Genomic DNA, 20740 nt, shown 5'->3' with positions numbered 1-20740 from the left:
AAGGCCGTCTGAACATTTTCAGACGGCCTTTAATCATATAAATAAGTAACTAGAAAAATACTGTAACCAATCTAAACAATCCCAAAACTGTATTCCAAACAGCTGTAATGGAAGTATCTATTGCATAAACAATGCCACCAGGTATAGCCATTATTGTATCAATTGGGTTTAAAATTAATCCTGTTATAAACCCTATACCTCCCATAACCATAGCTAAAACAATTTCAAATATTAAAATAGGAATAGCCAATACTAAATCAATTGATAAACTATAACGTTCCTTATCTAAAATATATACCCATTGATTAATATATTTCTGTGGTAAATTAATAATATAAGAAAATGAATATAACACATTAGAGATACCATCATTATCAAAAATAATTAAACTACTATCCGCACCATTATAATCATGTTTAAATATTGAATATGATAATCCCCATGTTCCTAACATATAAGCTTCATACAACCCTCTAGAGGCATCCTTTGTGAAACCTGCATTACTCCAAAAAGGATGTTTATTTTCCCAAGGTTTATCATTCCATCTATCAGTTCTAGAATGATATGATTCAGCCCAAAAAACTGTATTAGCTTTATCTTTATTATCTAAATATGAATAACTTGACTGTTGTTGAATAATATGTTGTTTCTCACAAGTTGCATTACGACGTATATCTGGATTTTCATCAGCCTTTTGAACAGTACCCCACCATTCAACCGGATGTGTAATAACACAATATCCCTTACTTAATGTATAAGGCCATGATTTATCACTTTCTGATCAACTTCATAAAAGTTCCCAATGGAATGAAATTATAACATGTAAATATATTTTTCTCAAATTCATATTTCTCCTCACAAAAGAATTAATCCACAACGCTACCCTTTATATAATCAATAGCTCCCAAATAGAAATTAATAAAAACTTAAATATAACATGAATTTAATTACCTTCGAAAGAAGAAATAACTGCCAACTAACTATTTCAAAAATAGGTTATATTAAAGATAAACGAAAAAGGAATGATAGAGCAATTTAAATGTTAAAAAACAGAACAAGGCCGTCTGGACATTTTCAGACGGCCTTGTCTTATCCATCAAGGTAATGCTTACTTCGGCAATACCAAAAAGCTAATCAGCAATTCTTTAAATACGAATCCAAACACACCCAAGCCCAAAACCAAGAAGAGCATGGCAATGCCGAATTTGCCGGCTTTGGATTCTTTACCCAAGTTCCAAACGATAAATCCCAAAAAGATAATCAGGCCGGTGAGGAGGATTTTCATTGCCCACGAGGCGAATTCTGCTTCAGACATTATTTTTTTCCTTTTATTCTTAAGATGTGTGTTTGATTGCTTTCAGACGGCCTATTAAATTTTAAGGCCGCCTGAAATTTGTTTTTAGATTATTTGTTCAATGCTTGTTGCAAATCATCAATCAAATCGTCGATGTGTTCCAAACCGACAGAGAGGCGGATCAAGCCCGGGCGGATATTGGCGGCGAGTTTTTCTTCAGGCTGCATCCGGCCGTGCGTGGTTGTCCACGGATGGGTGATGGTCGAGCGCACATCGCCGAGGTTGGCAGTACGGGAGAAAAGCTCCACGCCGTCCACGACTTTCCATGCGGCTTCTTGGTCGGCGACTTCAAAGCCGATGACGATACCGCCGCCGTTTTGCTGTTTGCGGATAAGCTCTGCCTGCGGATGGTCGGGCAAACCGGTGTAGTACACGGCTTGGACTTGCGGCTGTTGTTGTAGCCATTGGGCGATTTTTAACGCATTGTCAAACTGTTTTTCCATACGCAGCGACAAGGTTTCTACACCGCTCAACAACTGCCATGCGTTAAACGGAGACATCGCCAAACCGCAAGAGTTGCAATATATGGCAACTTGCGTCATCAATTCTTCCGAACCGGCCAACATGCCGCCCATCACGCGGCCGTGACCGTCAATCGCTTTGGTTGCGGAAGACACGGAAATATCCGCACCGTGTTTCAAAGGCTGCGAACCGGCTGGCGACAAGAGGCTGTTGTCCACCACCAAAAGCGCGCCGATGCTGTGTGCCAGTTCTGCCAACGCTTCCAAGTCGGCAACTTCGCCCAATGGATTGGACGGGGTTTCCAAAAACAGCAATTTGGTATTGTCTTTAACCGCAGCTTTCCATTCGTTCAAATCGGTTGGCGACACATGGCTGACCTCGATGCCGAACTTGGTAACGATGTTGTTGATGAAACCGACGGTCGTGCCAAACAGGCTGCGGCTGGAAACAACGTGGTCGCCTGCTTGCAAGAAGGTAAAAAACGCCGCCTGAATTGCAGACATACCGGTCGAAGTGGCTACCGCGCGCTCTGCACCTTCCAATGCAGCAATGCGTTTTTCAAAAGCGGCAGTAGTCGGATTGGCTGTACGGGTATAGGTAAAGCCTTTAATTTTTTTGGAAAACAAATCTGCCGCATGTTGCGCGCTTTCCCACATGAAGCTGCTGGTCAAAAACAGCGCCTGATTGTGTTCGCGATATTCGGTCTGCTCTTTGCCGCCCCGGATGGCCAGCGTTTGCGGATGAAGTTTTTTGTTCATTTATTCTCCAATCTACTGTGTATTCCAATGGACGGAATAATATTTTCCGTCTGTTTAACTTGTTAACATTTTGCGCCGATTTCTACCATCTTTCAAGCCGAAGGCCGTGTTTCGGGCCGTTTGAAAAAACAGGAAAACCGTTTTTACTGATAAAGGCGGCCATCGTGTTTCAACCAGCCGTCTTCATGACGGCCTGCCGGATCATGATGCGTCCAATGGATAACGCCGCCCTGCTCCGACCATTCGTATTCGCCGTAAAACGCTACTTTATCACCTTTTTTCAAGCCTTTGATTTTATCGGCCAAATCGATATTATGCGCCACCAAAAGCGTCTGGCCGCTGGAGAGCTTCAAGATAAAGCGTTGGTGGCGCGTGCCTTTGTTATCATCCGGCAGGGTTTTCCATACCGTGCCCTCGCCCTCAACCTGAATATCGCTTTGTTCGTTTTCAAACGCCTGTTTCAAAACCGCTTCGGCTGATTCTTTGTCCGAACCGATTTGCTGCTGAGCCGTATCGGCGTTTTTTCTACCCGAATTATTTTGTTTTTGAACGGCTTCTATTTTCTGCTGATTCTGCGATTGTACCGGCTGCTTGTTTTGCATTTTGTTATAGGCAAATACGGCAACCAAAGCAATCAGCAATACAATGATTTTATTTTTATTCATAACAATCTCAAAAAAAATGCCCGATTCTGCATCGGGCATATCAACTATTTAGAAAGGATATTTATCACGAAAACGTGAGCCGCTATTATACACGCTTCGTAAAATTTTAAGGGAATTTTACTCCGAAGGCCGTCTGAAACTTTTCAGACGGCCCGGATACTCAACGGCGGTATTTCATTTCAGTTTTCATATCGTCCAAAATACGTTTGACGTTGTGTTCCAATACATCCTCCACCAAGCCCGGCGCCTGCTCGTTCAGCATTTGCTGCAACTGGTAAGTGAACAAGGCCATTTGTTTTTGCACGGCAATCCGAATCATGCCGTTGACCGCATCAGCCACATGGGGACGCAAACGCTTAATCAGACGCTCGGTCAAATCTTTTTCAGAAACGCAGAATACTTGCCGACGGCCAATTGCTTGAGGGTTCAATACATTGATATGGACATTGATGGCCGGTTCTTGTTCAATGCCGTCTGAAACCGCCTCTTCAGCCGCTTCCGCATCATCATTTTCCGTTTTTTCAGTTTCTTCCACTTCAGGCGCATCAAAATCTACGGCACCTGATTTCGGATTCAGTCTGACAGTGTGCGTTGATTCGATATGACGCTCTGAAGCCGCGGCCTGCAATGCCGATTGCGCGCTCAACCAGTTATCCTGCAAAACCACCATTGCATCGGTTTCCACTGCTTCGCCATCGTCTGCAAGGGCAGTATTGTGTTCCAATTGCCAGCGGTACAAATATTCTTCCAATACTTTTTCACGATTATCCGCATCTAATTTATATTCTTTTTTAGACGCGGTTTTGGGCGCAACATCGACAGCCTCTTCCGATTTTTTGACTAATGGCGCATGGGTCGGCGCGGTATTGAATTGTCGTGCCTGACGCAATCTTTCCAAACGTTTTTCCCAATTCAGGTCTTCTTCCTCGAGGGCTGTGGGGTCAAGACGGTTGTTTTCCATAATAATCTCGTTTTTTCATTTTTATTGTGAACCGCATTCAAACCTAAAATCACTTGAAATACGGCCGATGGTTGGACATATCCGGCAAGCCGGCGCAAGCGTCACATTTTAATATTAATTCGCTATATAATCACTATTTTATTTAATACTCAAGGATACATCATGAGCAGCATCGAACAACGCCTCGAATATCTGGAAGAGGCCAACGACGCTTTGCGTATGCAAAACCACGTCCTCGCTACCGCACTCAAAGGCCTTATCCGCTCCCTGCCCTCCGACATGGCCAACGATGCCGTAGAATCCATCCAGCTTGCCTTTGAAGACGCGTTGGCGGAATTGAGCTACGAAGACAGTCCGCACACCGACCTCTTCCATGACGTAACCTACGCATTTTTCCGAGAAAAAGACCACTAATTTCAGCTAGTTTGTTCACAAAATTATGCTAAACTAAGATTTTATCCGTTAACATTTTATTAAGAAAGCACATATCATGAACATGAAAAAATGGCTGGCCACTGCCCTCGCTTGTTCCGCCCTTGCCCTGACTGCCTGCGGCGGTCAAAGCAACAATGCCTCTGCTCCTGCCGATAAAGTGTACCGTGTCGGCTCTAACGCCGAGTTTGCCCCATTTGAATCTTTGGATTCTGCCGGCAAAGTGGAAGGTTTTGACGTAGATTTGATGAATGCCATGGCCAAAGCCGGCAACTTCAAAGTCGAATTCAAACACCAGCCATGGGAAAGCCTCTTCCCTTCGCTGAACAACGGCGATGTGGACATCGTAATGTCCGGCGTAACCATCACTGACGACCGCAAACAAAGCATGCTCTTCAGCGACCCATACTTTGAAATCACCCAAGTCGTCCTCGTTCCAAAAGGCAAAAAAGTGGCTTCTTCCGAAGACCTGAAAAACATGGCCAAAGTCGGCGTGGTAACCGGCTACACCGGGGACTTCTCCGTTTCCAAACTCTTGGGCAACGACAATCCGAAAATCGCCCGCTTTGAAAGCGTTCCCCTGATTATCAAAGAATTGGAAAACGGCGGTTTGGATTCCGTCGTCAGCGACAGCGCGGTTATTGCAAACTATGTGAAAAACAACCCGACCAAAGGCCTGGATTTCATCTCCCTGCCTGACTTCACCATCGAAAACTACGGTATCGCTGCACGCAAAGGCGACGAAGCCACCATCAAAATGTTGAACGATGCGCTGAAAAAAGTACGCGAAAGTGGCGAATACGACAAAATTTACGCCAAATACTTTGCTAAAGAAGGCGAAAAAGCAGAAAAAGCCGAAGCAGCCAAATAATCCGGTTTGACTTCTTAAACTCAAGGCCGTCTGAAAAGTTTTCAGACGGCCTTTAATCTGGTTAACGCCATTAAACGCAAGCATCCCCTATAATCCGCTTGTTTTTATCCTTCAAATGAAAGACACGCCATGATCAAACCCCTTATCCTCAGTCTCGCTGCCGCAACCGCTTTGGCCGCCTGCTCCGCTTCTGAAAAACAAGAATCTCCTAAGGTCGGCGTGGCCAATCCGGCTTCTGAATTCTGCGTCAAACAAGGCGGCAAATCCGAAATCAAAAAAGACAAAGATGGTGGCGAATACGGCGTGTGCCACTTGCCTGACGATAAAGTCGTTGAAGAATGGGAATATTTCCGTCAGCACAACAAATAATTGCTCAATCATAGAAAAGGCCGTCTGAACCCAAGTTTCAGACGGCCTTTTTATTTAAACAACGATTATTTTACTTCCAATTTGGTCACGCCGCCCATATACGGTTGCAACGCAGTAGGAACATTAATGCTGCCATCGGCATTTTGATGGTTTTCCAATACCGCCACCAAAGTACGGCCGACTGCCAAGCCTGAGCCGTTCAAAGTATGCACCAAACGGTTTTTACCGTTTTCATCTTTGAAACGCGCTTTCATGCGGCGAGCTTGGAAATCTTCGCAGTTGGAACAGCTGGAAATTTCGCGGTAAGTGTTTTGCGCAGGAACCCAAACTTCCAAGTCGTAGGTTTTAGTTGCGCCGAAACCCATGTCGCCGGTACACAAAGTGATCACGCGGTATGGCAGTTCCAACGCTTTCAAAATATTTTCAGCATGGCCAACCATTTCTTCCAGTGCTTCGTATGATTTTTCCGGATGAACGATTTGCACCATTTCCACTTTGTCGAATTGGTGTTGGCGAATCAAACCGCGCACGTCTTTACCGTATGCGCCCGCTTCGGAGCGGAAACATGGGGAATGCGCAGTTAATTTCAACGGCAAATCGTTGCCGGCCACGATGCTGTCGGCAACGGTATTGGTCAGCGTTACTTCGGCGGTCGGAATCAGATATTGCGTTTTCTTGCTCTCGTCACCGCCGCGGGTAACATGGAACAAATCTTCTGCAAATTTAGGCAGTTGGCCTGTGCCTTGCAGGGTGGTGTCGTCCACGATGTAGGGCGTGTAATGCTCGGTGTAGCCGTGTTTCAGCGTGTGCGTATCCAGCATGAACTGAGCCAAAGCGCGATGCAGACGGGCGATTTGGCCTTTCATCACGGTAAAGCGCGCGCCAGACAGTTTCGCACCGCCTTCAAAATCCAAACCCAAAGGCTCGCCCAAATCAACATGGTCTTTGATTTCAAAGTCAAATTCGCGCGGCGTGCCGACTTTGCGGACTTCAACGTTTTCCGTTTCATCTTTACCGGCAGGAACACTTTCGTGCGGCAGGTTCGGAATGGTCAACAACCATGCATCCAATTCTTTCTGAACCGCATCCAAATCAGCGGCAGCCTGCTCCAAATCCACTTTGATTTGGGCAACCTGATCCATCGCAGCTTGAGCCTCTTCGTGTTTGCCTTGACCTTTCAACGCGCCGATTTGTTTGGAAATACTGTTTCGTGAAGCCTGCAACTCTTCTGTTTTCACTTGAACGGCTTTGCGTTGCTCTTCCAAAGCGTTGAAACGCGCGGTATCAAACTCATAACCGCGTGCGGCCAAACGTTCGGCGACTGCGGCGGTATTGCTGCGGAGCAATTGGATGTCTAACATTGTTTTCTCTCGTTAAGATTCGGAATGGCATTATTGTAAACCAATTTAAAGATATTTTCACAGCGGCAGGCCGTCTGAAAACAAAAAACGCCCCTGCAAAAAGCAGGAGCGTTTTTTAGAATTTTGGCACGCCCACGGGGATTCGAACCCCGGTTGCCGCCGTGAAAGGGCAGTGTCCTAGGCCTCTAGACGATGGGCGCGTAACCGAAGCGCGAACTATACAGAAAGCCTTTTCTTCTGTCAACGCCTTTACTGCATTTTTAAAGATGTTGCCGATTTCCGTATGTTATTTTCCCTGTATAATGCCGGTTTTAATAAAAAGGAAAACTCGCCATGTGGTTTAAGCAAATCAGTTTTTATCCGCTCAACAAAGACAAGTTGCCCGAATTGGAAGTCCTTGCCGACAAATTGGCGCAATCCGAATTTGCCCATTGTCAGGGTTTGGACTGGTTTAGCGAAGGCTTTGCCACGCCGGTTTCCTTTTCGCCCGAGCTGGTTTTCCCTGCCGATTACACTTGGCGCGTTGCTTTGAAAAAAGAAGAAAAAGTCCTGCCTGCCGGCGTGATTCGCGATATTTTGGATGAAAAAGTTTTGGAAATTCAAAACAACGAAGCGCGTAATGTCGGCCGCAAGGAAAAACAAGAGCTGAAAGAACAGATTACTGACGACCTGCTGCCCCGTGCCTTTACGCGCAGCAGCCGCACACAGGCGATTTTCGACACGCGCCACGGGTATCTTTTGGTCAACAATGCCGCCTCTGCCAAAGCGGAAAATATCCTGACCAAACTGCGCGAGGCGTTGGGCGGTTTGGAAGCAGCCCTGCCCAACACCAAACAATCGCCCTCCTCCCTGATGACCAGCTGGCTACTGCAAGGACACTGTGAGGGCGGTTTTGAATTGGACAGCGATTGCGAACTCAAAGGCATAGGCGATGTTGTTCCGGTCGTCAAAGTTTCCAAACAAGACCTGACTGCCGATGAAGTGGTACAACACGTCAAAAACGGCAAAACCGTTACCCAACTTGGCTTGGTATGGCGCGAACAAATCGCGTTCATCCTCACTCAAGACTTCACGCTCAAACGCATCCAGTATCTGGACGTTTTGCAAGAAGAAGCGGAAAGCAACGGCGACGATGCCGCCAGCCTCGCCTTTGCCTCGCAAATACTGATGACCGAAGCCATCAGCACCATGCTGGAAGAACTGGTTTCTTATTTGGGCGGCTGGCAAGAATAATTTTTCAGACGGCCTTTTGATTGGGAAATATCAAAGGCCGTCTGAAATATAAATGAAGTATCAGAAAGGATGTCATGATGTTGGGCGCAGTCATTGGCGATATTGCCGGATCACGATTCGAGTTTGACAACTACCGTCACACCGATTTTGACATTTTCAGCCCCGACAGCGACTTTACCGATGACACGATTTGCACTGTTGCCATTGCCGATTGGGTTTTACAAGGCTGCAACGATAATTTGGCCTCTATTTTGCAAGGCTGGTGTAGGGCATATCCCTGTCCGAAAGGCGCATATGGCGGCCGCTTCTCACAATGGATAGAATGGAAAGATCCAGAACCTTATAATAGCTGGGGCAACGGCTCGGCCATGCGTGTTTCGGCCGTTGGTTGGGCATTTGCCACATTGGAAGAAACCCTGCATTTTTCCGAACAATCCGCTATCGTAACGCACAACCACCCGGAAGGCATTAAAGGTGCACAAGCCGTAGCCGCCGCCATCTTTTGGGCGCGTACTGGTATGGGCAAAGCGCAAATCAAAGAAAACATTACACGACAATTCGGCTACAACTTGAGCCAAAGTTGCGACCAAATCCGCCCGCATTATCATTTCAACGAAAGCTGTCAGGAAACCGTACCTCAAGCAGTTACCGCCTTTCTTGAAAGCGATGATTTTGAACACGCCATCCGACTGGCAGTTTCCCTGGGCGGAGACAGCGATACCTTGGCAGCCATTACCGGCAGTATTGCCGAAGCCTACTACGGTATCCCTACCGCCATGCGCGAACACGCTTTAGCCATATTGCCACGCCGTATTGCTGAAACCCTGCTGACTTTTGAATCCCAATATCAGGCCGTCTGAAACCGCCTGCAAAAAGGAATGAATGATGAAATACCTCGCCCTACTCCCTATCGCCTTAATGCTGGGTACGCCTGCCATTGCCGAAACCATCAATCCTTATCAGGAAAAAGGTTGTGCTTATGATGGCGATGTCGGCAAAGACGGCAAACCGTCCGGCAAAGGTACATGGAAATGCCAAGACGGCCGCAGCTATGTCGGAGCCTTTAAAGACGGCAAATTCGACGGCAAAGGCGTATATACTGTTTCCAGCAACAGCGAAACCTTTATCGAACCTTTCTCCTCCAACAGCGCCAAATTACGCAATATGACGCTGGAGGGCGTGTTCAAAAAAGGCAGGGCGCACGGAAACTTTACCGCCTCCCAAAACGGCACACCAGTCTTCATCATGAAATGCGAAGACGGTATGATTAAAGAAGTCAAACTGCCTAAGAAATCTGCTTCCAAAACCAAATAAACAGCCTTTCAGACGGCCTTATCCAGCTTTTAGGCCGTCTGAAACATCAATTAACAAGCCCGCCTAAAGGCTGTTGTGTTGATTTTAAAGAATTTCCAAACAACCCTTACCCCAGGACAACCACCATGAGCATTAAATCCGACAAATGGATACGCCGCATGGCCGAAGAACACGGCATGATTGAGCCGTTCGAGCCCAACCAAATCAAAGAGGCCAACGGTCAACGCATCATTTCCTACGGCACATCCAGCTACGGCTACGACATCCGTTGTGCCAATGAATTTAAAATCTTCACCAACATCAACAGCACCATCGTCGATCCAAAAAATTTCGACCCGAAAAACTTCGTAACCGTCGAAGACGACTGCTGCATCATTCCGCCCAACTCCTTTGCTTTGGCGCGCACAGTCGAATATTTCCGCATCCCGCGCAACGTCCTGACCGTCTGCTTAGGTAAATCCACTTACGCACGCTGCGGCATCATTGTCAACGTTACCCCGTTCGAGCCTGAGTGGGAAGGCTACGTTACGCTTGAGTTTTCCAACACCACCCCCCTGCCTGCCAAAATCTATGCAGGCGAAGGAGTAGCTCAAGTCTTGTTCTTTGAAAGCGATGAAGTCTGCGAAACTTCATACAAAGACCGCAACGGCAAATACATGGGGCAAACCGGTGTTACCTTGCCTAAGACTTAATATACAAAATAAAAAAAGGCCGTCTGAAGTTTCAGACGGCCTTTTATCATTTCATTTAGAAACGGCGTTTCAGCTTACAAGCCTGCAAGATATGAACGGCGAGTTCTTCCACTGATTTATCCGTTGTATTGGTAAACGGTACTCCGTGGCGTTTGAACATATTTTGCGCATCGGCAATCTCACTGCGGCAAGTATCGATTTTGGCATAGGTCGAATTAGGACGGCGCTCATGACGGATAGCCTGCAGACGCTCAGGCTGAATGGTCAAACCGAACAGCTTGTCTTTATAAGGTTTGACCATACGCGGCAAATCGGTCGATTCCAAATCATCGGGAATCAATGGATAGTTTGCGGCGCGGATACCGTATTGCAGGGCCAGATAGAGACAGGTCGGCGTTTTGCCCGAACGGGACACGCCCATCAAAATCACATCCGCTTCCTGCAGGTTTTTATCGCTGACACCGTCATCATGATTCAGTGAAAAATTGACCGCCTCCATACGCGCATCATAGCGTTGGGTATTGCCGATACTGTGGTGCCCCTGCCGGGCGGCAACCGCCTCCGTATTGAGTTCCTTTTCCAAAAGACCGAGAAAGGTTTCAAAGAAATTAATATGGAACGCATTGGCTTTCTTGATGATTTCACGGATTTCGTCATTGACCACACTGACAAAAGCAATCGGGCGCACGCCGAATTTTTCAGCTGACTGGTTGACTTTGTCTACAACAGCACGCGCTTTTTCAGGCGTATCGATAAACGGATAGGTATGGCGTTTGAACTCAACATTGCCAAATTGGTTCAGCAAGGCTTCACCGATATTTTCAGCGGTCAGGCCAGTTCGGTCGGAAATATAGAAGACTTGGCGTGGATCAGTCATAATGAATCCTCTTGAGGGTAACGTTTCAGACGGCAATCATAGCAGTTACAGCCTTTGCAATAAAGCGATTCCCGACAGATTACACAGGATTACAACAAATTTGAACAATTTTTAAATTGGCACAAAATTTTATTTTTTTCTATTTTGTAGAATTTTATTCTAAAATTGCAAAATAAATCTTGTTTATCAAATTTATTAACTTATTTTGTTTTCCATATTTAACAAGAAGATAACACGTAAAAACATGAATCTGATATTCACATTTCAGAAGGCTACACGTCTGAAAAGCACAATATCACAGACGAATTTGTGATTTTTAAAAAGATAAAACACATGACAGCCATCAAACGAATGGCTACAATAAGCAGGCGGATTTGTTTCTTTTTTAACATTTTTTGGATTGGATTGGACACACAAATGGCCGAAAACTACGTTATTTGGTTTGAAAACCTGCGTATGACTGACGTTGAGCGAGTGGGCGGTAAAAATGCCTCTTTGGGCGAAATGATCAGCCAACTGACTGAAAAAGGCGTGCGCGTTCCCGGCGGTTTTGCAACCACAGCCGAAGCTTATCGTGCTTTCCTGGCTCACAATGGTCTGAGCGAGCGTATTTCCGAAGCCCTGAAACAACTGGATGTTGAAGACGTTGCCGAATTGGCACGCGTGGGTAAAGAAATCCGTCAATGGATTTTGGATACCCCGTTCCCTGAGCAGCTGGACGCTGAAATCGAAACAGCTTGGAACAAAATGGTTGCCGATGCCGGCGGTGCAGATATCTCCGTTGCCGTACGTTCTTCCGCAACAGCAGAAGACTTGCCGGACGCTTCTTTCGCCGGCCAACAAGAAACCTTCCTGAACATCAACGGCTTGGATAACGTTAAAGAAGCAATGCACCATGTATTCGCTTCCCTGTATAACGACCGTGCCATTTCTTACCGTGTCCACAAAGGCTTCGAACACGACATCGTTGCCCTTTCAGCCGGCGTACAACGCATGGTGCGCTCTGACAGCGGCGCCTCCGGCGTGATGTTCACCATCGATACCGAATCCGGTTACGACCAAGTCGTTTTCGTTACCTCTTCTTACGGCCTGGGCGAAAACGTCGTACAAGGCGCGGTCAACCCTGACGAATTCTATGTATTCAAACCTACTTTGAAAGCAGGCAAACCGGCTATCCTGCGCAAAACCATGGGTTCAAAACAAATCAAAATGATCTTTACCGACAAAGCCGAAGCCGGTAAATCTGTAACCAACGTCGATGTACCTGAAGAAGACCGTCAACGCTTCTCCATTACCGACGCCGAAGTTACAGAGTTGGCCCATTACGCGCTGACCATCGAAAAACACTACGGCCGCCCAATGGACATCGAATGGGGCCGCGACGGCTTGGATGGCAAACTCTACATCCTGCAAGCTCGCCCTGAAACCGTGAAATCTCAAGAAGACGGCAGCCGCAACCTGCGCCGCTTCTCTATCAACGGCGAAAAAGTTGTCTTGTGCGAAGGCCGTGCCATCGGTCAAAAAGTTGGCCAAGGTAAAGTTCGCTTGGTGAAAGATGCTTCCGAGATGGATTCCGTTGAAGCAGGCGACGTACTCGTTACCGACATGACCGACCCGGATTGGGAACCGGTAATGAAACGTGCTTCTGCCATCGTGACCAACCGTGGCGGCCGTACCTGCCACGCAGCGATTATCGCGCGTGAATTGGGTATTCCGGCTGTTGTAGGTTGTGGCGATGCTACCGATCTGCTTTCAGACGGCCAAGAAGTTACCGTATCTTGTGCCGAAGGCGATACTGGCTTCATCTACTCCGGCCTGCTGGACGTACAAGTTACCGATGTTGCTTTGGACAACATGCCTAAAGCCCCTGTCAAAGTGATGATGAACGTTGGTAACCCTGAATTGGCATTCAGCTTCGCCAACCTGCCTAGCGAAGGTATCGGCTTGGCGCGTATGGAATTTATTATCAACCGTCAAATCGGTATCCACCCTAAAGCCTTGTTGGAATTTGACAAACAAGACGACGAATTGAAAGCGGAAATTACCCGCCGCATCGCCGGCTACGCTTCTCCTGTCGACTTCTATGTCGATAAAATCGCAGAAGGCGTGGCAACTTTAGCTGCTTCGGTTTACCCACGCAAAACCATCGTCCGTATGTCTGACTTCAAATCCAACGAGTACGCCAACTTGGTGGGTGGCAGCATTTACGAACCACACGAAGAAAACCCAATGTTGGGCTTCCGTGGTGCAGCGCGTTATGTAGCTGATAACTTTAAAGACTGTTTCGCACTCGAGTGCAAAGCCTTGAAACGTGTCCGTGACGAAATGGGTTTGACCAACGTCGAAATCATGATTCCATTCGTCCGCACTTTGGGTGAAGCTGAAGCTGTTGTCAAAGCCCTGAAAGAAAACGGTTTGGAACGCGGCAAAAACGGCCTGCGCCTGATCATGATGTGCGAATTGCCAAGCAACGCAGTATTGGCAGAACAATTCCTGCAATACTTCGACGGCTTCTCCATCGGCTCTAACGACATGACCCAGCTGACCCTCGGCCTCGACCGTGACAGCGGCTTGGTATCTGACTCCTTCGACGAGCGTAATCCTGCCGTTAAAGTGATGTTGCACTTGGCAATCTCTGCCTGCCGCAAACAAAACAAATACGTCGGTATTTGCGGTCAAGGCCCGTCAGACCATCCGGACTTTGCCAAATGGCTGGTTCAAGAAGGTATCGAGAGCGTATCGCTCAACCCTGATACCGTGATTGAAACTTGGCTGTATCTGGCTAACGAATTGAACAAATAAGTTCGATGAGACAAAAATCCCCTGCCCGTCTATCTCGGCAGGGGATTTTTATTGCCTTATTCAATGCCGTCTGAAAGAACTTTCACGTTCTTTTACCTTTTTAAAAAAGTCATTTTACATCAAAAAGATATAAAAAGATTCTGCCATACCCACAAATTCTCAATGGTACTATATTGCCTTTCCGCATTTTATCCCATGCCTTTTGAGTGAACCTTTTTTCACTCTTCCTATCTATCATACACAGCATAACGATACATTTAGAAACAACCCATGAATACAAATTTTATTTCCACCTTTCAGACGGCCTTGAAACGTCTAGCACTCATCAGCACCATTGCCGTATTAGCAGCCTGCGCCGGCAACAATACCTCTTCCAACCGCGCCGTACCTGACGGCTACTACAAAGTCCGCCCTGGCGATACCCTGACCCAAATCGCCAAACGCTACGGACAAAACGTCAATACACTGGTTGCATGGAACAACCTTCCCAACGCCTCACAAATCGAAGTCGGCCAAGTATTGCGCGTCCGCCGTCATGTTGCCCCACGCAGCACTGCAACACAGCAACGCCAAACCACTGCCGTTACCCCAATCAACCGATTGAACCTGCAATGGCCGACCGATAACGCTTCATCCTCCATTATCCAACGCTACAACGGCACAACCAGCAAAGGCATAGATATTGCAGGCACACAAGGCCAACAAATCCGTTCCGCTGCAGCCGGTACCGTTATCTACGTTGGCGAAGAAGTCCGCGGTTACGGTAAGCTAATTTTGATCAGCCACAATGACTACACCATTACCGCCTACGCCCATAACGACACGCTTTTGGTACAAAAAGATCAAAAAGTCCAAGCAGGTCAAGTTATCGCCACCATGGGCAGCAGCGATTCAGACAGCGTCAAGCTGCATTTTGAAGTTCGTCTCAACGGCAAAGCAGTCGATCCCCTGCCTTATTTGACTAGAACAAATTAATACCTTAATCAAAAGGCCGTCTGAAATAACTTTATTTCAGACGGCCTTTTGATTTGTCTTACCATAACACCCATCTCAACAAAGCATTGACCAACTTAACTTATGTTGATTGAGTGAAAACACCGTTATACAATAACAACTCTTTTTAACATTCTATTTTAGGTGCCCTACTATGTCTCCTAACCGCATCCTTGCAACCGCATTCTTGTTTGCTTCTGCATTTGCCAGCGCAGATGTCCATATTGATGAAAGCATCCCTTACCGTCATGCAGAAGAAATCGATACCCGTATCGTTTCCGAGTGTTTACAAATTGGCAACGTCATGTCCAAATCTTTGCAAGAAACTGCAGCCAAAAGTGATGTAACTATTGTCCGTGACGGTAAAAAACAAGGCACATACGCAGATATCTCCATTACTTCCGCCATGAGCGCAGGCGTAGCCTTTGTCGGCCACGCCAAAAGTATTACAGCCGTTGCCACTTTGTATGGTGATGGCGAAGAAGTCAATAAAAAAACCTTTACCCGCAATTCTTCCGGCGGCATGCTCGGTGTTTATAAAAGCTCTTGTGCAGTCTTAAATCGCACTTCTAAAGTCTTGGGTTCAGATATTGCCCAATGGATTGTTAGCGAACAAAAAACGCTCAAGACAAATAAAACCCCAATTTGATAAAGGCCGTCTGAAAAATCGTATTTCAGACGGCCTTTATATTTTCTATTTCTCTAGAAACAAAGAAATAAATTATCCATTAATCATTGTCAGAAATAGAGAATTTTATTTCCAACGCCCTTGATTTTAGAATATCTACCCTCAATTATTAAAACTATAAGAATTTTGTATATGAGCAGTCAAAGGAATAACATGGCAGAAAAAAACTATTATGAAATACTAGGCGTTGCCAAAGATGCGGATGAGGCCGAAATCAAAAAAGCCTACCGAAAACTGGTGCGCAAATACCACCCCGATGTCAGCAAAGAACCTGACGCAGCCGAACGTACGGTAGAAATCAACCGTGCCTACGAAACGCTTTCCGACAAAGAAAAGCGGGCCGAATACGATGAAATGTTGGCTAATCCTTACGGACGCAGCGCCGGAGGCAATCCGTTCGGTCAAGGCGGCAATCCGTTTGGCAATGGATTTAACGGTGGCGGCTTCCACTATGAACGTCATGAAGGCGAACCGTTCGGAGCGGGAGACTTCAATTTTGAAGATCTGTTTTCATCATTCCGCCAATCCCACACTCGTTCCGAGCAACCCCGCGGCCCAATAAAAGGCGAGGATCAACATGCTGAATTGAGTATTGATATTTACGCAGCGTATGTTGGCGCAGAACGTAGCATGACTTTGAATGTGCCGACTCTAGACGAATACGGACGTGCGGTCTATCAAAATAAAACCCTCAACGTCAAAATCCCCAAAGGCATTGCAGAAGGCCAACAAATCCGTTTGGCCGGTCAAGGTTTGCCGGGATATAACGGCGGTGAAAACGGTGACTTGTACTTAAAAATCAAGTTCCACGACCAACCTGATTTATACGTCAAAAACAGGAAAGACGTATATCAAACAATAGATGTCAAACCTTGGGAAGCCGTATTGGGCGGCAAAATCATCGTCCCTACCGCCTCAGGCCGCTTGCAGGTCAATCTGCCTGCCAACAGCCAAAGCGGTAAAAGCATCCGCCTCAAAGGCAAAGGTATTCCTGCAAAAGAAGCCGGAGACCTTTATCTCAATATCCGCATTAATGTTCCGCCAGTAGAGAGCGAAGCCGACCGTGCCGCATGGGAAAAATTGGCCGAACACTTTGCCGCGAAACAAGCATAAGAGAAAGGATAAATTATGATTCAGTCCTCCGATGTTACCCTTACTTTTGAAGAAATCGTTGCCGCCAGCCGCTGCCGTCGTGATTGGCTGTTGGAACTTATAGCAGAAGACATCATCAGCATAGATGGTGCGCCCGAAAAAAGCACCTTCAGTGGTTTTCATCTTGCCCGCATCCGTCGCGCACAACGCTTAAGCCGTGATTTTGAGGCCGGCATTCCTGCATTGGGGCTGATTATGCGGCTGTTGGACGAGGTGGAAGAGCTCAGAAAAATACAGCGTCCGCTGGTACTGCTCGAAGAAGAGTAAATATTGGCAAGTTGTTCGATTAAATATTGATGACAAGACAAAATCTTTGATATTTATTGATATTCCATAATGAAAGGCCGTCTGAAAGTATTTTCAGACGGCCTTTTTATGCCTTCATTAACAACAGCGTCCGCCGTTGCTACCGCAACGGCGTTTGCGGCAGTAGTCTTGGAATTGCAGCTCGGTCATGACCGGCGCATTGGGATTATGTTTGCGCTGGCGGGCAACGTAGTTTTCATAATCTGGGACACCGGCCATCAAGTTTGCTGTCAACTTGATGGTTTTCCACCAAGATGCGAGCTTATGCTTCATGCTGAGCCTCCGGCTGTTTACCGTCGCGGTACACTGCTGGAATTTCTTTAGCAGTTGGCCAGCCGACTTTGCGGGCTTTCATGGCGGTACGAAAACCGTACACGGCGACAATCACGACAACTGCCAGGAACAAAGCGGTCAGACCGGCATTGATTTGGTCGTTGAAGATGATTTGTGACATTTCGCCAATGTCTTTAGCTGGGGCAAGGACTTCGCCTGAGGCCAAGGCATCGCGGTATTTGCCTGCATGAGCCAAGAAGCTGACGCGTGGGTCGCTGTGGAACAGTTTTTGCAAACCGGCATAGCAGGTTACAAACAATACGCCGACAGCAGGAACCAAGGTTACCCAAACATAGCGGTCGCGTTTCATTTTCACCAATACAACGGTACACATAATCAACGCTACGCCTGCAAGCATTTGGTTGGCGATACCAAACAACGGCCAGAGCGAGTTGATACCACCCAGAGGGTCGGTTACGCCGGTATAGAGGAAGTAACCCCACAATGCCACGGCAAAGAATGTTGCAACCAAGTTGGCAGGGATAGAATCGGTGTTACCGAATGGTTTGTAGAAGATACTGCCCAAGTCTTGAATCATGAAACGGGCAACGCGTGTACCGGCATCAACCGCGGTCAAGATGAACAAGGCTTCAAACAGCAAGGCAAAGTGATACCAGAACGCCATCATGGCTTCACCCGGAATCAGACGGCTCATGATGTGTGCCATACCAACTGCAAGAGTTGGTGCACCGCCTGCACGAGACAGAATGGTGTTTTCGCCCACTTCTTTAGCAGTATGCAACAGAGTTGCGGCATCAACAGAGAAATTCAGTTTAGTGGTGATGACTTCGGCAGCTGTGTTGGCATCTGTACCAATCAGCGCAGCCGGACTGTTCATCGCGAAGTACACGCCTGGATCAAGCGAAGCGGCGGCAGCCAAAGCCATAATGGCCACAAAACTTTCCATAATCATGCCACCGTAACCGATCATGCGGACGTGGGTTTCGTTTTCCACCATTTTTGGTGTGGTACCTGAAGAAATCAACGCATGGAAGCCTGAAACCGCACCACAAGCAATGGTAATGAACAAGAATGGGAACAATGCACCGGAGAATACCGGACCTGAACCATCGATAAAGTGGGTAACAGCAGGCATTTGCAGAGTCGGGTTAACAATAACGATACCCAAAGCCAAAGCTGCAATCGTACCGATTTTCAGGAAGGTAGACAGATAGTCGCGCGGAGTCAGCAAGAGCCAAACCGGCAATACGGAAGCCACGAAACCGTAAATCATAATCGCCCAAGTCAGCTGAATGCCGTCAAGGTCGAACCAGTGACCGAAGGAGCTATGGGCAACATCTTCACCGTAAATCACGGCCAACATCAGCAAAATAAAGCCGACGATGGAAATCTCACCAATTTTGCCCGGACGGATATAACGGGTATAGATACCCATAAACAGGGCAATCGGCATAGTCGCTGCGATGGTGAACGTACCCCAAGGGCTGTGAACCAATGCTTTCACAACGATCAGCGCCAACACCGCCATAATGATGACCATAATCATCAAAATACCGATGGATGCAATCACGCCTGGGACGGTACCGAGTTCTTGTTTCACAATATCGCCCAAAGACTTACCGTCACGGCGCATAGAAACAAACAGTACCATCATATCCTGTACGGCACCGGCAAATACCACGCCGAAGATAATCCACAAAGTACCGGGCAGATAACCCATTTGCGCTGCCAATACAGGACCAACCAGAGGGCCTGCGCCTGCAATAGCGGCAAAGTGGTGGCCGAACAGTACACCTTTATGTGTGGGCACATAGTCCAAGCCGTCATTGTGGCGTTCTGCCGGAGTCAGACGGTTAGGATCAAGCTGCATCACACGGTTGGCAATGTAAAGACTGTAGAAACGGTAGGCAATGCAGTATACCGAAATGGCGGCCGTAACCATCCAAATCGCACTGACTTGTTCGCCACGGCTGAGAGCTAAAGTAGTAAAGGAGGCCAAGCCTACCAAAACCACAATGCCCCAGATCAAAAATGATTTGAGCGATTTCATTGATTTATCCTTAAAACGTGATGCACCAAGGCTTGCTTTAGCGACAAACTGCCTTAATGCGCTTCAGAAAGACCAGTCATTATAGTCTTCATGATTTCATGAGTGAAATGTCATTTCAACCCAAATTCGACTGAAAACAAAATGATTAGTTCGCCCGTAAGGTTAACACAAACAGACAATATACCCTTCATTTTTTACTTCAAAACTAAATATTCCTTAACATATAGCAAACGAAAGGCCGTCTGAAAACCCAAATCTTCAGTTTTCAGACGGCCTGACAAACGGTCAATGCTATAATCCGACATTCCCATTTCTCTATATTGCCATACCATGCAAAACAACGATTCCGAAACCATGCGCCTCTCCAAACGCATGGCGCAATTAGGCTTATGCTCGCGCCGCGAGGCAGACAGCTACATCGAGCAAGGCTGGGTCAAAGTCAACGGCCAAACCGCCGTACTCGGTCAAAAAGTCACCGAGCGCGACCGCATCGACCTCAACAAACAAGCCCATGAAAAACAAGCCGCGCGCGTAACCATCCTGCTGAACAAACCCGTCGGCTACGTCAGCGCTCAGGCAGAAAAAGGCTATAAATCCGCCGCCGAACTCATTACCGCCGATAACCATTGGGAAGGCGACGACAGCCGTATCCCTTTCAGTGAAAAGCACAAATTCGGCTTAGCCCCTGCCGGCCGCCTGGATATCGACTCCGTCGGATTGTTGGTACTCACCCAGGACGGCCGCATTGCCAAACAACTGATTGGCGAAAACAGCAGTAGCGAAAAAGAATACCTTGTCCGCGTCCGCGGCAAACTGGACGACAAAGGCCTTGCCCTGCTCAACCACGGCTTGAGTTTGGACGGAGAAAAATTGCGCCCCGCCAAAGTCGAATGGCAAAACGAAGACCAGTTGCGCTTTATTTTGCGACAAGGCAAAAAACGCCAAATCCGCCGCATGTGCGAACTGGTCGGCCTGCGCGTCGTCGGTTTGAAACGTATCCGCATGGGCAAAGTCAAACTCGGCAGACTGCCGCCGGGCAAATGGCGTTATTTACGCGCTGACGAATCGTTTTAATTGCAAATAACAAAAAGGCCGTCTGAAAACAT

General features: G+C 47.2%; 22 protein-coding genes and 1 tRNA gene. 13 read left to right on the top strand and 10 right to left on the bottom strand.

Annotated features, from left to right (window positions below; translation table 11 throughout):
- Positions 1-49: 49 nt before the first annotated feature.
- From HMPREF2560_RS08195 to HMPREF2560_RS08175, 5 genes are all read right to left on the bottom strand, one after another.
- Entirely contained in the window at positions 50-454 is a 405-nt protein-coding gene (locus HMPREF2560_RS08195; protein ID WP_070607490.1) for a hypothetical protein, read from the bottom strand.
- A 654-nt stretch (positions 455-1108) separates the two neighbouring features.
- Positions 1109-1315: a DUF2788 domain-containing protein gene (locus tag HMPREF2560_RS08190; protein WP_003747401.1), complete on the bottom strand. Its 207-nt coding sequence runs from the start codon at positions 1313-1315 to the stop codon at positions 1109-1111.
- 89 nt (positions 1316-1404) lie between these two features.
- Positions 1405-2574, bottom strand: coding sequence for an O-succinylhomoserine sulfhydrylase (gene metZ, locus HMPREF2560_RS08185; RefSeq protein ID WP_070607492.1), 1170 nt, complete (start codon positions 2572-2574; stop codon positions 1405-1407).
- Between the two features lie 143 nt (positions 2575-2717).
- Positions 2718-3278, bottom strand: coding sequence for a DUF3465 domain-containing protein (locus HMPREF2560_RS08180; RefSeq protein WP_070607496.1), 561 nt, complete (start codon positions 3276-3278; stop codon positions 2718-2720).
- A gap of 121 nt (positions 3279-3399) precedes the next feature.
- Positions 3400-4200: a hypothetical protein gene (locus HMPREF2560_RS08175; protein WP_070607498.1), complete on the bottom strand. Its 801-nt coding sequence runs from the start codon at positions 4198-4200 to the stop codon at positions 3400-3402.
- 162 nt (positions 4201-4362) lie between these two features.
- Between HMPREF2560_RS08175 and HMPREF2560_RS08170 the strand changes: the two genes are divergently transcribed.
- The 3 genes from HMPREF2560_RS08170 to HMPREF2560_RS08160 all read left to right on the top strand — a co-directional run bounded on the left by HMPREF2560_RS08170 (position 4363) and on the right by HMPREF2560_RS08160 (position 5872).
- Positions 4363-4614 carry an NGO1151 family protein gene (locus tag HMPREF2560_RS08170; protein WP_003680526.1) on the top strand — a complete coding sequence of 84 codons (252 nt, stop codon included), beginning with the start codon at positions 4363-4365 and terminating at the stop codon, positions 4612-4614.
- A 76-nt stretch (positions 4615-4690) separates the two neighbouring features.
- Complete coding sequence (locus HMPREF2560_RS08165) at positions 4691-5503, top strand: basic amino acid ABC transporter substrate-binding protein (RefSeq protein WP_003747411.1); 813 nt, start codon at positions 4691-4693, stop codon at positions 5501-5503.
- Positions 5504-5632: 129 nt separating this feature from the next.
- Positions 5633-5872 carry a putative hemolysin gene (locus HMPREF2560_RS08160; protein ID WP_070607501.1) on the top strand — a complete coding sequence of 80 codons (240 nt, stop codon included), beginning with the start codon at positions 5633-5635 and terminating at the stop codon, positions 5870-5872.
- 65 nt (positions 5873-5937) lie between these two features.
- Here HMPREF2560_RS08160 and serS read toward each other — a convergent pair whose 3' ends face one another.
- Both serS and HMPREF2560_RS08150 read right to left on the bottom strand, forming a co-directional pair.
- Positions 5938-7233: a serine--tRNA ligase gene (gene serS, locus HMPREF2560_RS08155; RefSeq protein ID WP_070607506.1), complete on the bottom strand. Its 1296-nt coding sequence runs from the start codon at positions 7231-7233 to the stop codon at positions 5938-5940.
- A 124-nt stretch (positions 7234-7357) separates the two neighbouring features.
- A tRNA-Glu gene (locus tag HMPREF2560_RS08150) sits at positions 7358-7433 on the bottom strand.
- A 133-nt stretch (positions 7434-7566) separates the two neighbouring features.
- Here HMPREF2560_RS08150 and rdgC point away from each other — a divergent pair.
- From rdgC to dcd, 4 genes are all read left to right on the top strand, one after another.
- Positions 7567-8466 carry a recombination-associated protein RdgC gene (gene rdgC / locus HMPREF2560_RS08145; protein ID WP_070607509.1) on the top strand — a complete coding sequence of 300 codons (900 nt, stop codon included), beginning with the start codon at positions 7567-7569 and terminating at the stop codon, positions 8464-8466.
- A 77-nt stretch (positions 8467-8543) separates the two neighbouring features.
- Complete coding sequence (locus HMPREF2560_RS08140) at positions 8544-9326, top strand: ADP-ribosylglycohydrolase family protein (protein WP_070607513.1); 783 nt, start codon at positions 8544-8546, stop codon at positions 9324-9326.
- Positions 9327-9348: 22 nt separating this feature from the next.
- On the top strand, positions 9349-9780 hold the full coding sequence (locus HMPREF2560_RS08135; protein WP_070607516.1) for an MORN repeat-containing protein: 432 nt from the start codon (positions 9349-9351) through the stop codon (positions 9778-9780).
- A gap of 125 nt (positions 9781-9905) precedes the next feature.
- Positions 9906-10472, top strand: coding sequence for a dCTP deaminase (gene dcd / locus HMPREF2560_RS08130; protein WP_003680541.1), 567 nt, complete (start codon positions 9906-9908; stop codon positions 10470-10472).
- A gap of 55 nt (positions 10473-10527) precedes the next feature.
- On the opposite strand, the gene HMPREF2560_RS08125 is transcribed toward dcd, so the two are convergent.
- Entirely contained in the window at positions 10528-11349 is an 822-nt protein-coding gene (locus tag HMPREF2560_RS08125) for a posphoenolpyruvate synthetase regulatory kinase/phosphorylase PpsR (protein ID WP_070588146.1), read from the bottom strand.
- A 417-nt stretch (positions 11350-11766) separates the two neighbouring features.
- Here HMPREF2560_RS08125 and ppsA point away from each other — a divergent pair, with 417 nt between their 5' ends.
- The 5 genes from ppsA to HMPREF2560_RS08100 all read left to right on the top strand — a co-directional run bounded on the left by ppsA (position 11767) and on the right by HMPREF2560_RS08100 (position 17251).
- Positions 11767-14151, top strand: coding sequence for a phosphoenolpyruvate synthase (ppsA, locus tag HMPREF2560_RS08120; protein WP_070607520.1), 2385 nt, complete (start codon positions 11767-11769; stop codon positions 14149-14151).
- A gap of 270 nt (positions 14152-14421) precedes the next feature.
- On the top strand, positions 14422-15126 hold the full coding sequence (locus HMPREF2560_RS08115; protein WP_070607523.1) for a peptidoglycan DD-metalloendopeptidase family protein: 705 nt from the start codon (positions 14422-14424) through the stop codon (positions 15124-15126).
- Between the two features lie 172 nt (positions 15127-15298).
- Positions 15299-15793: a hypothetical protein gene (locus tag HMPREF2560_RS08110; RefSeq protein WP_070607524.1), complete on the top strand. Its 495-nt coding sequence runs from the start codon at positions 15299-15301 to the stop codon at positions 15791-15793.
- Positions 15794-15985: 192 nt separating this feature from the next.
- Positions 15986-16945 carry a DnaJ C-terminal domain-containing protein gene (locus tag HMPREF2560_RS08105; protein WP_063068882.1) on the top strand — a complete coding sequence of 320 codons (960 nt, stop codon included), beginning with the start codon at positions 15986-15988 and terminating at the stop codon, positions 16943-16945.
- A 15-nt stretch (positions 16946-16960) separates the two neighbouring features.
- Positions 16961-17251 (top strand): chaperone modulator CbpM, encoded by a 291-nt coding sequence (locus tag HMPREF2560_RS08100; protein WP_003747441.1) that lies wholly within the window; start codon positions 16961-16963, stop codon positions 17249-17251.
- Between the two features lie 117 nt (positions 17252-17368).
- Here HMPREF2560_RS08100 and HMPREF2560_RS08095 read toward each other — a convergent pair whose 3' ends face one another.
- Both HMPREF2560_RS08095 and HMPREF2560_RS08090 read right to left on the bottom strand, forming a co-directional pair.
- Positions 17369-17563: a YbdD/YjiX family protein gene (locus tag HMPREF2560_RS08095; RefSeq protein WP_049343946.1), complete on the bottom strand. Its 195-nt coding sequence runs from the start codon at positions 17561-17563 to the stop codon at positions 17369-17371.
- The gene (locus HMPREF2560_RS08090) at positions 17553-19634 is read right to left on the bottom strand and encodes a carbon starvation CstA family protein (RefSeq protein ID WP_070607528.1); all 2082 of its coding nucleotides are present in this window, start codon (positions 19632-19634) and stop codon (positions 17553-17555) included. The genes HMPREF2560_RS08095 and HMPREF2560_RS08090 overlap by 11 nt, the downstream gene beginning before the upstream one ends.
- Before the next feature lie 330 nt (positions 19635-19964).
- On the opposite strand from HMPREF2560_RS08090, the gene HMPREF2560_RS08085 reads away from it, so the two are divergent.
- Positions 19965-20708 carry a pseudouridine synthase gene (locus HMPREF2560_RS08085; RefSeq protein ID WP_036493902.1) on the top strand — a complete coding sequence of 248 codons (744 nt, stop codon included), beginning with the start codon at positions 19965-19967 and terminating at the stop codon, positions 20706-20708.
- Positions 20709-20740: the final 32 nt, after the last annotated feature.

The sequence above is a fragment of the Neisseria sp. HMSC078H04 genome (assembly GCF_001838135.1).
Classification (GTDB): domain Bacteria; phylum Pseudomonadota; class Gammaproteobacteria; order Burkholderiales; family Neisseriaceae; genus Neisseria.
The sequence above is the reverse complement of the archived record's forward strand: the minus strand, read 5'-3'. Positions and strand labels throughout refer to the sequence as shown.